The 14781-nt window shown below is 69.2% G+C and carries 15 protein-coding genes; 5 read left to right on the forward strand and 10 right to left on the reverse strand.

Annotated features, from left to right (window positions below):
* Positions 1–131: 131 nt before the first annotated feature.
* Together WU80_RS03485 and WU80_RS03490 are read left to right on the forward strand one after the other, a co-directional pair.
* Positions 132–1349, forward strand: coding sequence for a sensor histidine kinase (locus tag WU80_RS03485; protein WP_055401450.1), 1218 nt, complete (start codon positions 132–134; stop codon positions 1347–1349).
* Positions 1331–2011: a response regulator transcription factor gene (locus WU80_RS03490; protein ID WP_231633732.1), complete on the forward strand. Its 681-nt coding sequence runs from the start codon at positions 1331–1333 to the stop codon at positions 2009–2011. The genes WU80_RS03485 and WU80_RS03490 overlap by 19 nt, the downstream gene beginning before the upstream one ends.
* 13 nt (positions 2012–2024) lie before the next feature.
* Here the strand turns inward: WU80_RS03490 and WU80_RS03495 are convergent, their stop codons facing one another.
* From WU80_RS03495 to WU80_RS03525, 7 genes are all read right to left on the reverse strand, one after another.
* Complete coding sequence (locus WU80_RS03495) at positions 2025–2306, reverse strand: hypothetical protein (RefSeq protein ID WP_156349478.1); 282 nt, start codon at positions 2304–2306, stop codon at positions 2025–2027.
* A gap of 148 nt (positions 2307–2454) precedes the next feature.
* Positions 2455–3813, reverse strand: a complete 1359-nt coding sequence (locus tag WU80_RS03500) for an SRPBCC family protein (protein WP_055401452.1) — start codon at positions 3811–3813, stop codon at positions 2455–2457.
* Positions 3814–3822: 9 nt separating this feature from the next.
* A complete protein-coding gene (locus WU80_RS03505; protein WP_055401454.1) occupies positions 3823–5583 on the reverse strand; it encodes an amidohydrolase family protein in 1761 nt (586 codons plus the stop codon).
* 116 nt (positions 5584–5699) lie between these two features.
* Positions 5700–6836 carry a phosphotransferase gene (locus tag WU80_RS03510; protein WP_055401456.1) on the reverse strand — a complete coding sequence of 379 codons (1137 nt, stop codon included), beginning with the start codon at positions 6834–6836 and terminating at the stop codon, positions 5700–5702.
* A gap of 110 nt (positions 6837–6946) precedes the next feature.
* Positions 6947–7567 (reverse strand): TetR/AcrR family transcriptional regulator, encoded by a 621-nt coding sequence (locus tag WU80_RS03515; protein WP_055401482.1) that lies wholly within the window; start codon positions 7565–7567, stop codon positions 6947–6949.
* Positions 7568–7650: 83 nt separating this feature from the next.
* Complete coding sequence (locus WU80_RS03520; RefSeq protein ID WP_055401485.1) at positions 7651–8091, reverse strand: ATP-binding protein; 441 nt, start codon at positions 8089–8091, stop codon at positions 7651–7653.
* Positions 8092–8150: 59 nt separating this feature from the next.
* Positions 8151–8528, reverse strand: coding sequence for an STAS domain-containing protein (locus WU80_RS03525; protein WP_055401458.1), 378 nt, complete (start codon positions 8526–8528; stop codon positions 8151–8153).
* Between the two features lie 359 nt (positions 8529–8887).
* On the opposite strand from WU80_RS03525, the gene WU80_RS03530 reads away from it, so the two are divergent.
* From WU80_RS03530 to WU80_RS03540, 3 genes are all read left to right on the forward strand, one after another.
* Complete coding sequence (locus WU80_RS03530; RefSeq protein WP_304437992.1) at positions 8888–10009, forward strand: catalase family peroxidase; 1122 nt, start codon at positions 8888–8890, stop codon at positions 10007–10009.
* Positions 10006–10584 (forward strand): cytochrome b, encoded by a 579-nt coding sequence (locus WU80_RS03535; RefSeq protein WP_082459780.1) that lies wholly within the window; start codon positions 10006–10008, stop codon positions 10582–10584. Before WU80_RS03530 ends, WU80_RS03535 begins: the two co-directional genes overlap by 4 nt.
* Positions 10585–10700: 116 nt before the next feature.
* Positions 10701–11594, forward strand: coding sequence for a fructose bisphosphate aldolase (locus WU80_RS03540; RefSeq protein ID WP_055401460.1), 894 nt, complete (start codon positions 10701–10703; stop codon positions 11592–11594).
* A 37-nt stretch (positions 11595–11631) separates the two neighbouring features.
* On the opposite strand, the gene WU80_RS03545 is transcribed toward WU80_RS03540, so the two are convergent.
* The 3 genes from WU80_RS03545 to WU80_RS03555 all read right to left on the reverse strand — a co-directional run.
* A complete protein-coding gene (locus tag WU80_RS03545) occupies positions 11632–12717 on the reverse strand; it encodes a DUF190 domain-containing protein (protein WP_055401462.1) in 1086 nt (361 codons plus the stop codon).
* 78 nt (positions 12718–12795) lie between these two features.
* The gene (locus WU80_RS03550) at positions 12796–13968 is read right to left on the reverse strand and encodes a sulfotransferase (RefSeq protein WP_055401464.1); all 1173 of its coding nucleotides are present in this window, start codon (positions 13966–13968) and stop codon (positions 12796–12798) included.
* A partial coding sequence (locus tag WU80_RS03555; protein WP_055405727.1) for a DUF1214 domain-containing protein occupies positions 13965–14781 on the reverse strand: 817 nt, incomplete at its 5' end. The genes WU80_RS03550 and WU80_RS03555, both read right to left, overlap by 4 nt.

Consider the following 14781-nt stretch of genomic DNA (forward strand, 5'->3'; position numbering starts at 1 on the left):
TGAAACGCTAGGGAGGCGGCCGCCGGCCGCGCGTCGTGCCGAAGTGCAGTCTTTGCCTCCTACCACGGGCGGAGGCGCTAGCCGCCCGCAGCATGATGTGGGCAGGTGGCGCGCTCTTTTAGGATTGGACGATGTTGCGTGCCGCAGCGGAATCCGTTCGCGAACAGTTCCGCCGCCGGGGCGAGCTGATTCCCGTCGGTCTCACCTGGGCGTCGTATCTGGCCGTCGATGTCAGCCATGTCGGCGGTGCGGTGATCGCGATCCTGCAGCGCCCCTCCGCCGATCTGCCAGTCGGGCTGGCCGCGTTCGGGTTGTCCATCGCGCCGACCTTGGTGTTCTTCTTCCTCAACACCAAGCTCAGCCCGGCGCTGATGTGGGCGACGTGGTCGACGGCCACCGCCATGATGCTGTTCGGGACGTCGACACCCATTCACGCCGACTTCGCCCCGGCGCTGCTGGTGCTGATGGTGTTGTCCATTGCGACACTGAGCTCCATCGCGGGCGGGCTCTTGGCCGGCGCATCGGCGGTCGCGCTGCTGCTGGCCGCCGCCGGGTTGCATCGCCTCGATGCGGTGGGGCTGTACCTGGCGTTCCTCGGGGCGGGGTGGCTGCTCGGTTACGTCATGCGGACCCAACGGTTGTTGCTGGCCGAACAGATCGAGGCGCAGAAGATGCTGGCCGAACACGCGGCCGCCGACGAGCGGCGGCGCATCGCGCGCGAGGTGCACGACGTCATCGCCCACTCGCTGAGCATCACCTTGCTGCACGTGACGGGCGCGCGTCGCGGACTGCAGGAGGACCGCGACGTCGACGACGCGATCGAGGCGCTCGAACAGGCCGAACGCCTGGGCCGGCAGGCGATGGCCGACATCCGGCGCACGGTGGGGCTCCTGGACAACTCACCGACCAGGGCCGCCCAGACCGCACCGGAGCCCGGTGTCGACGACGTCGGCGTCCTGGTCGCGGATTTTCAGCGCGCCGGCCTGGACGTCACGCTGCACATCGACGGCGCCATCGAACGCGTCTCGGCGGCGGTCGGGCTCGCGCTCTACCGCATCACCCAGGAATCGCTGGCCAACATCGCCAAGCACGCGCCCGACTCAAAATCGACTGTGGCGCTGAGCATCTCGGTGGCCTCCGCGAGCCTCACGGTGGACAACCGGCAGCCGGTGGCCATAGCCGCGCCACGATCCGCCGAGGGACGCGGGTTGCGCGGCATGCGCCAGCGCGTCGAGCTGCTGGGCGGGGCCATCGAGGCCGGCCCGACCGACACCGGATGGTCGGTGCGCGCCGACATACCCCTGCACGAGGGTGACGCGGGCTGGCGACCGTGGTGGTGCAAGGCGTGATCCCGGACGCGGCCGCGAACCACGAGATCACCGTCCTGCTCGTCGACGATCAGGATCTGGTGCGCTCGGGGCTGCGCCGAATCCTGCGGCGCAAGGACGGTTTCGTAATCGTCGCGGAATGCTCCGACGGCGACGAGGTGCCCGCGGCGGTGGCCGCGCACCGACCCGACGTCATCGTGATGGATCTGCGCATGCGCCGCGTCGACGGCATCGAGGCGACGCGCGGGCTCGGCGGCACCCCGCCGGTGTTGGCGCTGACCACATTCAACGAGGACGAGCTGTTGTCCGAGGCGCTGCGGGCCGGGGCGGCCGGGTTCGTGCTCAAGGACTCGTCCGCCGAGGAACTGATCCGCGCGGTGCGGGCCGTCGCCAGGGGCGACAGCTACCTGGATCCCGCGGTCACCGAGCGGGTGTTGACCACCTACCGCAAAGCCGCCCCCGGGCCCCGCGGCGCCGCGATCGCCGAGCTGACCACCCGCGAACTCGACGTGCTGACATTGGTCGGCCGGGGCCTCTCCAACGCCGAGATCGCGGACGAGCTTTGCATTTCGGGAGTCACCGTCAAGAGCCACATCGGCCGGATCTTCGGAAAACTGGACCTGCGCGACCGCGCGGCGGCGATCGTGTACGCCTACGACAACGGCATCGTCGTCCCGCGCTGAGCCGGCCCCAGGGCTACAGCGGAGCCGCCTGCTCGGCCAGGTTGAGCATGACGTACGCCATGCACATGAGGAAGTTCAACACCACCAGGACCAGCCCGGCGAACAGCATCGACCGGGCGCCCTGTCGCTTCAGCCGCTTGTATCGGGCGGCGCGCGTTTCGCGGTCGAACTGCAGCGCGATCAGCGCGAAATGGACGTCCACCACTTCATGAGCGGCCAGGGGCGCCCCCGCCAGCATCTCTCGCACGCGGTCGGGTGCGGTGCGCACGCCGACGCGCGCGAAGTTGTGGCACATTCGGCGCGCGCGTCTTCGCGCGAGTGGTTGATATCGCATCTGTAGCTGATGCGCGAGTTGCCCTCGGTCGTCCCCCCACGGGTTTGACGGGGTCATCACGAAAGGGATTCTAAATCGCATCGGGCCGATTACGGCGTGTCTACACCAATCAAGTGGGGTCCGACTGATTCGTCACGCCGCCGGTCATCCGCTCGGACTGGGGTAGGTCCAGATAACGCTCCAAGTTGCGGTGCGTGTTGATCACGCGCCGCTCCTCGTTGGACAGCATCAAGTGGGTGAAACCCGGTTGATGCATGCCGCGCTGCAGACCCGCGAGCACCCGGATGTCCTGGGTGAGCACCACGCCGGGCTCGGCCTCACCGGCGGTCACCCGGACATCGGTCGGCTTGGCGCGCGCCGCGCCCGGCGGCATCCGCGTCATCAGGAACATCACCAGCTCGCCATGGTCGGGATCGTGGCCGGGCCGCGAGCACATGATCGTGAGGTGGTCGGCGTTGGTCAGCAGCGTCATGTTGGGGAAGACGTTGTACTGGTGCAGCCGGGTGATCCGGTCGGTGTCCGCCCAATCGAGGTCCACCCCGCGACTGGCGGCGAACGCGCGGGTGTGTGCGGCGATCAGGTCCTGGACCGTATGCCCGGGCTCGCGTGCGTCGGCGGGGAAGGGGGTGCCTTCGGCGGCGCCCATCAGCGCGCCCTGCGTGTAAACGTAAGCGTCCCAGACCTCTTCGTCGCTCAGCGCGCCCTCGAAGCGGGGGCTCGGCACGCCGTACGGTTGGTCCGATTTGCCGGTGTGGCCCCAGATCCGTTGCGGCGCATGGATGTCGTCGACGCAGCGCAGCAATTCCGGGTGCAGCGTCTGGATGTGGTAGGTCTCGCTGTAGCCGTCGGCGATCGTCTTCCAGTTGGCCTCGACCTCGACGGTCAGCGTGGCGTAGCAGCGGAAGTCGCCGAGCCGGCACCAGGCGATGTCGTCGGGTACCGCCTCCAGGTAGTCGAGCAGCGGCATCGCGTCGAGGTCCAGATTGACGAAGACGAGTCCCTCCCAGGTGTCCACCCGCACCGGCACCAGCGGGAAGTCGGACATCTTGAGCGAGCCGAAGCCCTTGCGGTTGGGCACCCGCTTGAGCGTTCCTCCCAGGTCCCAGGTCCACCCGTGATAGCCACACTTGAGCTCGCGCAGCCCCGAGCCCGAGCCCACGCACACCGAGTTGCCGCGGTGGCGGCAGGCGTTCTGGAAGGCGCGCAGCACTCCGTCGTCGCCGCGAACGATCAGCACCCCGTACGGTCCGCACCGGTACTCGAAGTAATCGCCCGGCTCGGCGACATGGTCGACCATGCAGGCGAGTTGCCAAACCCTCGGCCACATTCGCTCGACCTCGAGCGCGGCGAAGGCGGGCGAGTAGTACCGCTGCGCCGGCACCAGCGTCGGGCTTTCCGGCGGAGTGCCGATCGCGTCCTCTTGGACGTTCGAACGGGTGCGGGCCGGGTTGCCGGGGGGCGCGGTCATGCCGGAGGCCTAGCGCGCTCCGCGCACCAACCGGCCGGGGCGGGCCCCGGTGTCGACGTCGTCGCGCCGGGTCACGGTTCCGCTGACGATGGTGGCCGCATAACCGCTGGCGCCCTGCAGGATTCGGTTGCCGCCGGCGGGCAGGTCGAAGGCCATCGCCGCGGGATGCAGCGTCAGGGCGTCCATGTCGATCACATTGATGTCGGCCTTCTTGCCCGGCTCGATGGTGCCGCGGTCGGTGAGGCCGAACAGGTGCGCGGTGTCGCGGGACTGCTTGCGGATCACGTACTCCAGCGACAGCTTGTCGCCCCGGCGCCGGTCGCGCGCCCAGTGCGTCAGCAGGAACGTGGGATACGAAGCGTCGCAAATCATTCCGCAGTGGGCGCCGCCGTCGGACAGCCCGAGCACGCCGGCGGGGTGCAGCAGCATCTCCCGAATCGCGTCGCAGTTGCCGTCGGCATAGTTGAACAGCGGCAGCATCAGCATCGCCGTCGCGTCCCGTTCGAGCATCAGGTCGTACAGCGTCGACAGCGGGTCCTCGCCGCGGGCCTTGGCGATCGCCGCGACGGTGCGGTCGGCGGTGGGCTCGTAGTCGGGTGGGTCGCCCAACGCGTAGAGCCGCCCGAGCGAGTGCTGCACCAGGGCGAACATGCCGTCGAACAACAGCGTCGGGTCGGCGGGCAGGTCCTCGTCGGCCAGGATGGCGGCCTTCACCGCGGGATCGGCCAGCCGCTGCGCGAGTTCCTCCCGGCCGCACTCGGCCGCCAGCCGGCGATAGGTGGGGCGGTGGCTGAAGCCGTGGTGGCCCTGGAATCCGATCATCATGCCGAACGGGCGCGCCGCGACCTGTGGGTACAACCGGGCGCCGTCGGCGTGCGCGTCCGCCGAGAGGTCCAGCATCTCGCGCCACAGCTTCGGGTCGGCGTCCACCTGAATGAGCGCGAACGACACCGGCCGGTCGATCTCGGCGCTCAACCGCCGCATCCAGTCCAGCTCCTTCTTGGGCGCGACGATGTCCTCGCCCGCGGATCCCTGCGGGGCCAGCTCGAACACCGCCTGGCCGCCCGCGGCCATGGCCCGCCCCAGGCCGAACAGCTCGTCCTCGGCCGCGTAGGTGCCCGGCACCGGTTCGCCGTCCATGGCGCGGTGCCCCATCGTGCGCGACGTCGAGAAGCCGAGCGCGCCGGCCTCGATCGCCTCTCGGACCAGCCGGCCCATCGCCTCGATGTCCGCAGGGGTGGCCGGCTCGTTGCGGGCGCCGCGCTCGCCCATCGCGTAGGCGCGGATGGCGCCGTGGGCGACCTGGCTGCCCACGTCGATCGCGAACTTGTGCTTGCCGATCGCATCGAGGTACTCGGGGTAGGTCTCCCAGCCCCAGGTGATGCCCTCGGTGAGCGCGGTGCCGGGGATGTCCTCGACGCCCTCCATCAACTCGATCAGCCACTGCTCGGTGCCGGGCCGCACCGGGGCGAAGCCCACGCCGCAGTTGCCGGTCACGATCGTGGTGACGCCATGACCGCTCGACGGCTCGAGCAGGCTGTCCCAGCTGACCTGGCCGTCGTAATGGGTGTGGATGTCAACGAAGCCGGGGGCGACCACACGCCCTGTCGCATCGATGGTTTCGGCCGCCTCGCCCGCCATCGCGGGGTCGCCGGGGCCGCGCCGGACGACGTCGACGATCTTGCCGTCCTTGATGCCGACGTCGGCGCGATAGCGCTCCGCGCCGGTGCCGTCGACGACGGTGCCGCCGGTGATCTTCAGATCGAACATCAGACTCTCCTTGCCGCGATGGGCGGAAGACGCACAAGACCCGCAGCATTACGCTACGGGAAGTAGCGTAACTCGTGCGGGCGTCATCGCAATAGGTTCGGCCCAAACTCGTTCCGTCAGAGGGAACCCTTCAGCGCCGCGACCGTTTCCAGATCGTCGAGCGCCGCGACGCCGCGCCGCAGCCCCTCCATCGCGATGCCCTCGAGCTGCATGCCGCCCATCCCGGCGGTGATCAGGGGCGCCACGTAGGCGTACAGCGCGCCCTGCCGGAACCGTCGCCACAAGTCGTCGCGGTTCAGTTCGGGTCCGCCCGCCGCCGCGAGCCCGCGGCGGTAGTCGTCGAGCAGCTCGCGCTGGGTCGTTCGGCGATCTTCGGGGGTGAGGCTGGTGATCAGCGTGTAGGCCAGCTCCCGGGACGGGTGCCCGCGCCGCACGGCCTGCCAGTCCAGCAGTCCGGCCTTGCCCCCGTGGAAGTACATGTTCCCGGGGTGGGCGTCGCCGTGCATGACGGTGTGCGGGGGAGAGTCGATGAGCGCCGCCACGGCGCGGTAGTTGTCGGCGATGAAACGGCCATTGTCGACGGGGATGTCGGTGCGCCCGGCGAGGCGCTTGATCGAGGCGTGCATCAGCGAACCGGTCAGCAACGAGGTGACGTCACCGGAGGGCGTGTAGAGCCAGCCCAGCGGGCCGCGGCCGTCCCGGGGGAGTCGGTTCCAAAATGTCGCGTGCAAGTCGGCCAGCAACTCGACGATCAAGCTGGCCTGGTCGGGCGACAGCGGGTGCAGGGTGTCCGGGAATTCGCACGACTCGACCGGCAGGTCTTCCAGCACCACCAGGTAGCGGCCGGTCCAGGGATCGAACGCCGCGCCATAGGCATGCGGGGCGCCGACCACCTGGGGCGCGAGCTGGTTGTAGAACCGCACTTCCGTCTGGCCGAGCCGGCCCAGTTCGCCCATCAGCCGGGTGGCCGCGGTCGTGGCCGCGAGCTTGATGAACACCGAGTCGGGGACGTTCTTCCCGGTCAGCACCAATCGCGCCCGCGACGATGTCCCGGCGCCGCTGCCGAGCACCCGGACGGATTTGACGGTGGTGCGCATGACTCTGGAGAGCACCGCCGCGTCGACGTCCTGCACCCGGCGTGGCAACCCGACGAGGCCGCCGACCGCCGCGTCGGCGGCCAGCCGACCCACCCCGCGGCCCAGGTGCGCGGCCAGCCCGAAGGCCGAAAGGGCTTGGGACACGGGGTTGTTCATGCGTTCGCTTCTCGGTGGGGGACATGGCACCCGCACCGCGAGCCGGGGGGACGTCGCGGCACGGGGTCAGGCAAAAGTACCTGAACGTCCGGACATCAGACAATCCGGCGTTATTGTCTGACTTCCGGCACCAGGGCACGCACCACGAACTGCTCGACGAACGCGCGTTTGTCGGCGGCGGGGCGGAACCGCCACGATGGCGCCAGCAGGAACAGCGTGGTGGCGTGCAGCCACTGCACCACCGACCGCGGATCGAGGTCGGCGTGTAGGCGACCCGCCGACTGCCACCGCTGCAGCAACGGTTGGTAGTGCCGCAACAGCGTCTCCACGATGGGCTCGGAACCCTTCTCCAGGGCCGTCGCCACGGCGGTGCTCTCGGCGGCGAACAGCGCCTCGTTCAGTGGGTCGCCGTTCACCGACTCGGCGCGGGCCAGCACCATCTCGGGAACCGCGCGCACCGGATCGTCCGGATCGGCCAGCGAGCGCACCAGCTCGCCCAGGGCGTGGTCGACCCGCGCCAGGATCAGCCCCAGCAGGACGTCGTCGCGGCCCGGGAAGTACCGGTACACCGTGGACCGGGACACGCCCGCCGCGTCGGCCACCTCGCCCATCCGGAACTGCGTGTTGCCGCGATGCACGATGCACCGGCCCGCCGCGTCCAGGATGCGCCGGCGGGCCTCGTCGTCATCGAGGATCGCGCGGTCGTCGCCCCACCAGCGGCTCGGCTGCATGGCGCAGATGTTACGGGACCCGTTGTGGAAAACCACGAATTGCATTGCGAATCAAGCGGATCCTCAAAGCGGATCAGCCGGGCTTACGCGCCGGGCCGGCGGGTGAGATCGGTCCACGTCAACGCGACGCGGGTCCCGTGCGGCGTGCGGTCGATGGTCACATCGTCGGCGAGCGCCTCCATCAGCGGGATGCCGCGTCCGCGGAGTTGCTGCTGGTAGTGCGGCGGGAGCTGCTGGCGCCAGCGGCCGCGATCGTCGACCGTGACGGCCAGGGTGTCGGACCGGCGGTCGTAGGCCGCTGTGACGTCCAGGGTTCCGGGCTTAGACGCGTCGCAGTAGGCGAACTCCGCGGCGTTGGCGATGGCTTCGTTTACCGCCAGCAGAACGTCGCTGAAGCGGTCGGTATCGAGGGTGAAGTGCGTTTCGAGCCAGACGCCGAACTCGGCTCGAGCGCGAGCGGCGCTGCGGGGGTCGGCGGCGACCCTGCTCCGTACGAAACGGGATCGGTCGTCGCTGATTGACACATCGTGCGGCTGGTGATCAGAGCGCCCCATCGTTCCCAGCTGTGCCCCCATCTCGAGGTTCACCCACCAGCGATGCCGCTCAGCGCGTCGTCGAGCGAGCTGTAGAGCGCAAGCACGCTGTCGATTCCCATCAGTTTGATCGGCCTGCTCGTCGCCGAGCCGTTGGCGACCACCGCGAATTGGGTCGGCGGCTCGGTCTCGGCCTGCGCCGTGACCAGGACCGTCATCCCGGCCGACGCCAAGAAGTCCACTTTGGTGAGGTCAACGATGAGCGCGGCGGGCTTGGCGCCCAGCGCGGTCTGGATCGCTTCGGCCAGGTGCGGGGAGCTGAGCATGTCCACCTCACCCGAGACGGTGAGCACGACAGCCTGATCTACCTGTTGTTTTCCCACCGAGAAAGCGGTCGGATCTATCGGATCGCCAGTTAGTTCGCCCATGGTCTATCACTCACAATCGGTCCCCCGTAGGAAGACTGCTAGCTCTCAAAATAGCCGCTGCCAAGCCGGGGGCTGCTTGTTCAACCCCGCGGAAATCGCTTGCCCGTCGGAGGAGACACACCCCGACCATCTGCGCGCAAGCTACAGATGCAGCCGCAAGTTGTTTATTCGATGGTATGACACGCGGGGAACCACACCCAAAACGAGTGAACGAATCGGCGCCCGGTGACGTCCTGTGAGTGTGTGCGAGCCTCACCGCAGAAGTTGCGCCGGGCGTCGGCCCATGCGTGAATTACCCCCACCGGATTCCGGTCCAGCCCAGGCCCCCTGGCCTGCACAAACCCCGAAGGGTGGTGGTCGTGGAGCCCGGTGACGGCGGTGGCGAACAGGGCGATCCGCCCGGCGAGCCCGCCCGGCCCCTCGCCGACGCGTTGACGCGGCGGCGCGCCTTGCTCGGCATGGGTGCCGTGGCCGGCGTCGCCGCAGCGGATGTGGGTGGGTTCGCCTATGCCGGTGGCTGGCTGCGGCCGGGCGCGCTGACACCACCCCGGTTCGCCGACCGGTTTGAACACGTCTACGGACGTCACGACGGTTTTCGCCGGAATCACGCGAAGGGGCTCAGCGCGGTCGGGACGTTCGCCAGCAGCGGGGCGGGGGCGGCGGTCTGCCGGGCGGCGGTCTTCGGAGCGGCAACCGTGCCGGTGATCGGCCGGTTCTCCCTATCGGGCGGTCTGCCGGATCAGGCGGACGCGGCCGCCACGGTGCGGGGCCTCGGCCTGCTCTTCCAGGGCCCCGGCGGCCAGCAATGGCGCACGGCGATGATCAACATCCCCGTCTTCCCGGACAGCACGCCCGAGGGGTTCTACGACCGGCTGCTCGCGTCCCGGCCCGTGCCCGAGACCGGCAAGCCCGACCCGGAGAAGATGGCCGCATTCCTCGGCCGCCATCCCGAGACCGTCGCGGCCATGAAGCTGATCAAGCAGGCCCCGCCCAGCGCGGGGTTCGCCGACAGCGCCTTTCACGGGCTGAACGCCTTCCGGTTCACCAACGGCGCCGGAGCGACCGTCCCGGTGCGCTGGGCCGCCGTCCCGCAGCAAGCGGCGGGCGTGCCGGCGCCGTCCCCGGGCAAGGACTACCTGTTCGACGACCTCATCCGCGCGCTCGCGCAGCGGCCGCTGAGCTGGCGGCTGCTGCTCACCATCGGCGAGCCGGGCGACCCGACCCACGACGCCACGAAACCCTGGCCGGCGTCGCGCCGCACCGTCGACGCCGGCACCATCACCATCACGGCCGTGCAGACGGAGGCGCCCGGCAACGCCCGCGATATCAACTTCGACCCGCTGGTCCTGCCCGACGGTATCGCCGCCTCCGACGACCCGTTGCTCGCCGCGAGGTCGGCGGTCTACGCCCGTTCGTTCACCCGCCGCGCCGAGGAGCCGAAAACGCCCAGCGAAGTCGACGTCTCTCGGGTGCTGCGGTGAAGGAAAGCCCGACCGCGGCCCGGTTCGCGCTGCCGTCCCGGCTGCTGCACTGGCTGATGGCGCCGATGGTGATCGCGCAACTGCTCACCGGCGTCACCATGGTCGCGGCGCTCAGCTACTACCCGCTGCTGCTGGCCATTCACCGGCCGCTCGGCGTGCTGATCCTGGTATTCGCCGTGGTGCGGCTGGCGAACCGGCTCACCCACCGGCCGCCGCCGTTTCTGGCCACGATGGGCCGCGCCGAGCGGCGTGTCGCGACGTGGTCCGAATACCTGCTCTACGCCCTGCTGCTGGTGCAACCCCTCACCGGCTGGGCCATGCTGTCGGCCGCGCGGTTCCCGGTCACGCTGGCGGGTCCGCTGCGGCTGCCCGGCATCGCGCCGCACCGCATCGACGTCTTCGCGGTGCTGCGCGAGTGCCACGGCGCCTTCGCATTCCTGCTGTTCCTCACGTTCACCGCGCACATGTGCGCCGTGCTCTTTCACACGCTGGTTCTGCGCGACGGGCTCCTTGATCGCATGGCGCTGTGGCGCGCCAGACCCGACTCCCCGCGGCCGCACCAAGCCGAGGTGTGACGACCGGCCTCCCCGGGGCTCTGACCGGCCGAATATGATCGGCACGATCATTTCAGGGGTGCGCAGCACCGTAGGCGCCGTGACCGCACGGGACCACAAGGGAGTGGAGGACGTCCATGCCGAACGAGAAGCAGGCGGACCGGATGACGTCGGGGAAGGGATTCATCGCGGCGCTCGACCAAAGCGGCGGCTCGACGCCGAAGGCGCTACGCCTCTACGGCATAGAGGACGACGCGTACTCCTCCGAAGAGGAGATGTTCGACCTCATTCACCAGATGCGATCGCGGATCATCACGTCGCCGGCGTTCACCGGGGACCGGGTGCTGGCCGCCATCCTCTTCGAGCAGACCATGGACCGTGAGATCGAGGGCAAGCCGTCGACCACCTACCTGTGGGAGACCAAGGGCGTGGTGCCCATCCTCAAGATCGACAAGGGCCTGGCCGACGCGTCCGACGACGTGCAACTGATGAAGCCGATCCCGGGACTGGACGAGTTGCTGGAGCGCGCCGTGGGCAAGGGCGTCTTCGGTACCAAGGAACGGTCGGTGATCGGCGGCGCCAACGCCGAGGGCATCACCGCCGTGGTCGCCCAGCAATTCGAGCTGGCCCATCAGGTGCTCTCGCACGGCCTGGTGCCCATCATCGAGCCCGAGGTCACCATCTCGATCTCGGACAAGGCCGACGCCGAGGCCATCCTGCGCGACGAGATCACCAAGCAGCTCGAGAACGTGCCCGAGGGTCAGCGCGTGATGCTCAAGCTGAGCCTGCCCAGTGAGGTCAACTTCTACCGCCCGCTGATCGAGCACCCGAAGGTGATGCGCGTGGTGGCCCTGTCCGGCGGCTACTCCCGCGAGGAAGCCAACGAGCTGCTGGCGAAGAACACGGGCCTGATCGCCAGCTTCAGCCGCGCGCTCACCGAGGGACTCACGGTCGACCAGTCCGACGAGCAGTTCAACGCCACGCTGGACAAGGCGATCCAGTCGATCTACGACGCCTCGGTCGCCGGCTGACCCGACCCGTGGCGGCGAGCCGCATTCGCGATCGCCGCTAGTAGCGGTGGTCGGCCATCCGCGGCGGTCCCTCGTCGGCGTCATCGTCCGACACCACCGCCGGCACCATCTCGCTGGTGACCAGCCCGTCGTCGCGGGTCAATTCGTCTATCACGGCGAAGGATTCGGCGACGTTGGCCGGGGTGTCGACGACGATCGTGACCACGGGGACGCGGCGGCGCAGCGAGAACCACTTGTCACCGTGCGGTTGATGGTCCCCGTGGTATCCCCAAATGCCCCGCACCACCGTCGCCCCGTCGGGCGCGTCGCGCTGACGGAGTCGCTGCACGATCGCGCGGTGAATCGGCACCCCGCCGTGAAGTGCCGACTCCGACGTGTAGACGGTCAGCTTCTGAAACAGCGGCAAACCGCGTTCGTCGACCCCGGGCAGGGCGTGTGGCCGCTCGAGGAGTTCGCCGTCGCGTTTGCACACGCGCACCCGCTCGAGCGTGAACATGGGGCGCCGGAGCAGCCCCGCCAGTTCCGGTAGCACGCCGCCGATGCGCTCGCCCGAGCCGACGGCGACGATCATCATCGGCACGTTGGCGTTGCGGCCGAAGAAGCGGGCCCGGTGCCGCCGCCCGTCCGTGACGCCGTCCACCGCCAGCAGGACCGACGCGCCGGCTATCCGGCGGCGATGCAACAGGTCGCAGATGGCGACATACGCCGGGGTGCCGTTGACGCGTTCCTTGCGGCCAACGTAGACGGTCAGCTTGACGGCTTCGCGCAATTCGTCGGGGAGCTCCGGCGGCCCCGGGACGGCCCCGTCCCCGCGGAATAGCCGGGCCCGCTCCAACGTGACCAGGCCGCGCTGCTTGATGGCGAGCACCGGGTCCAGCAAGGCCTCGATCTTCGCCCGGGTGTCCACGGCCACGATCGCGACGGGTGGATCCTCGGACAAGGTCAGTGATTCGTCGGTTCGCAGGTGCCGCCCGGAGCCGAAGCCGCCGATGCCGCGCAGCACCACGCCGCAGGCGATGCGATGCCGCGCGTAGAGGTCGAGCAGCACGTCGGAGACGAAGCCGTCGTCGGTTCGACGCCGCTCGGCCAGATAGGTGGTGAGCTTCAGGCAGTCTTCGTCCATGGCCGCTCCTGTCGCGTTGCGGCGATCCTACTCGGTCGCAGACCCCAAGCGTCGCAACGGTGTTCGACGGCGACGCGGTCAGCGCAGCGTCTCGGTGGGGACCGCGTAGCGGTCCTGGTAGGCGCGCACCCGCTCCCGCACCTCGCCCTCCCGCAGCCCGGTGTCGGACCAGGTGTAGCGGCCGCGGCCGCCGTCGCCGGGATGGGCCGCGAGGAACGCGCGCATCTTCTGCTCGGCATCGGGGCGCAGGTCGCGGTCCAGCCGTTGGTAGATGTCCTTGATCGTGGTCCACGGATCGTTGATGAAGTCGCTGTATTGCACGTCGATCACGCGGTCCGCCGGCACCGCCCCGCTGTCGCGCAGGGCCATCTCGCGCTCCAGGCCGACGACGATCTCCTCGTAGGACTGGGCCGCGCATTCGGCGATGCTGGACTCGTCGCTGCACATCCGGCGCAGGTGGTGGGTCAGGGCGGCGATCGACGAGATGACGTTGAGCGGGTCGCGATGGGTCTGCACGATCAACGCGTCCGGGTACTCGGCCAGCAGCGTGTCGAGCTGCCACAGGTGCGCCGGAGATTTCAGCAGCCACTGGCCCGGCACGCCGGATTGCAAGTGCTGCAGGAAGATTCGATGGTAACGGTAGGCACCCGCGTGGTCCGCCTCGTAGAGCAGCCAGCGGTAGTAGCTGGGCAGGCGGTACTGCACGGTGAAGATCATGCTGACGAATTCGCCGGCGGTGATGCGGACGCACTCCTGCCCGACGAGGGCGCCCATCGGATGAAATGCGAGGAACCCCGGCATGATCTGTTCGGACAGGTCGATGCTGGCCTGGGCCTGCGCGATGCGCGGGTCGTCGTGGTAGGTATCCGGTTGCGGCACCGGGCAGGGCTCGTCGACCTCCCACGTGAGCGGGGCGCGCAGCTCGGGGTCCTGGGCGAGCAGGTCATAGAGGATGGTGGTTCCGGTGCGGGGCTGGCCGACGATGAATATCGGCGCCGCAATCGGTTTGGTGGCGATCTCGGGATGTTGCTTGCGCCAGGCGATCACGCCCAAACGATTCTTCAGCGCGCGCATGATGTCGAGGTGGGCGACCTCCACGCCGATGTCCGACAGCCGCGCGTCGTTGATCAGCCCGTCGGTGAGGCGGTGCAGTCCCGGCCGCCAGCCCTCGGCGCCGAAGTCGTCGCTGCCCACCTCCTCGCAGGCGGCGGCGATCAGCCGTTCGGGGGCGAATCGGTCCTGCAGCGTCATGCCGGCTCCTCACATCGGCGCACCGAGACCACCACGTCCGGCGGGCTGGGGTTGTCGAGCCAGCGCAGGGTGACGAAGCCACGGTGCCGTCCGCCGGTGTCCAGCCAGTGGCCGACGCCGAAATCCTTGGCGGAGACCGCGATTCGAATGCGGCCGTCGGCATCGGGGGTCACGCCACGGTTGGTCACCGAGCTGTGCCGGGCGCGGGGTTCCAGGCATTCGTGCCAGATGTTCTCCAGCGTGACGTTCCAGTAGCGGGTGTCGGGGGGCACGATGTCGAGCAGCAGGGCCTCGTCACCTTCGAGCCGGTAGGTCCCGATCATGTACAGGTTGTCGGGGGTGGTGTCGGCGGCGCCGAGGTTGGCGGCCTCCGCCGTGAGCAGTGTGTTCGGCGTGTCGAGCAGTTCGGGCTTGATGGTGCGGTGCAGCGTCGCCAGCTTCATCAGTGACCAGGCCATCGCGGTGAACTGGTCGGCCAGCTCGCCGTCGGTCAGCGGCGTCAGGGGCCCGGCGTCGAGCGCCTCGATGCGCAGCGTGGCGAGCTGTTCGCGCGCGCGATCACCGATGTACTCGCGGACCACCACCGACGAGGCGTCGTCGGGAATCTTCACCCACTGCGCGCCGGCGAGGTCGGCGGGTTCGTCCGCCGACAGCACGAGCGCGAATTCGCCCGCGCGCAGCGCCAAATCGACGTCGCTGACGTAGCCGGCCATGCGGCGCGGCGTGAGTCCGGTTCCGGCCAGGATCTGCAGCCCGAGGTAGGCGCTGCTGCCCCGCGAGCCGGTGATCCGGTACTGTCTCTTATACACATCT

The sequence above is a fragment of the Mycobacterium sp. UM_11 genome (assembly GCF_001414075.1).
GTDB lineage: Bacteria > Actinomycetota > Actinomycetes > Mycobacteriales > Mycobacteriaceae > Mycobacterium.

Excerpts from the sequence above, each read along its gene's own strand:
- WU80_RS03485 (WP_055401450.1), top strand. The coding sequence starts at position 132 with ATGTTGCGTGCCGCAGCGGAATCCGTTCGCGAACAGTTCCGCCGCCGG.
- WU80_RS03495 (WP_156349478.1), bottom strand. The coding sequence starts at position 2,306 with ATGTGCCACAACTTCGCGCGCGTCGGCGTGCGCACCGCACCCGACCGC.
- WU80_RS03500 (WP_055401452.1), bottom strand. The coding sequence starts at position 3,813 with ATGACCGCGCCCCCCGGCAACCCGGCCCGCACCCGTTCGAACGTCCAA.
- WU80_RS03505 (WP_055401454.1), bottom strand. The coding sequence starts at position 5,583 with ATGTTCGATCTGAAGATCACCGGCGGCACCGTCGTCGACGGCACCGGC.
- WU80_RS03510 (WP_055401456.1), bottom strand. The coding sequence starts at position 6,836 with ATGAACAACCCCGTGTCCCAAGCCCTTTCGGCCTTCGGGCTGGCCGCG.
- WU80_RS03515 (WP_055401482.1), bottom strand. The coding sequence starts at position 7,567 with ATGCAGCCGAGCCGCTGGTGGGGCGACGACCGCGCGATCCTCGATGAC.
- WU80_RS03525 (WP_055401458.1), bottom strand. The coding sequence starts at position 8,528 with ATGGGCGAACTAACTGGCGATCCGATAGATCCGACCGCTTTCTCGGTG.
- WU80_RS03540 (WP_055401460.1), top strand. The coding sequence starts at position 10,701 with ATGCCGAACGAGAAGCAGGCGGACCGGATGACGTCGGGGAAGGGATTC.
- WU80_RS03545 (WP_055401462.1), bottom strand. The coding sequence starts at position 12,717 with ATGGACGAAGACTGCCTGAAGCTCACCACCTATCTGGCCGAGCGGCGT.
- WU80_RS03550 (WP_055401464.1), bottom strand. The coding sequence starts at position 13,968 with ATGACGCTGCAGGACCGATTCGCCCCCGAACGGCTGATCGCCGCCGCC.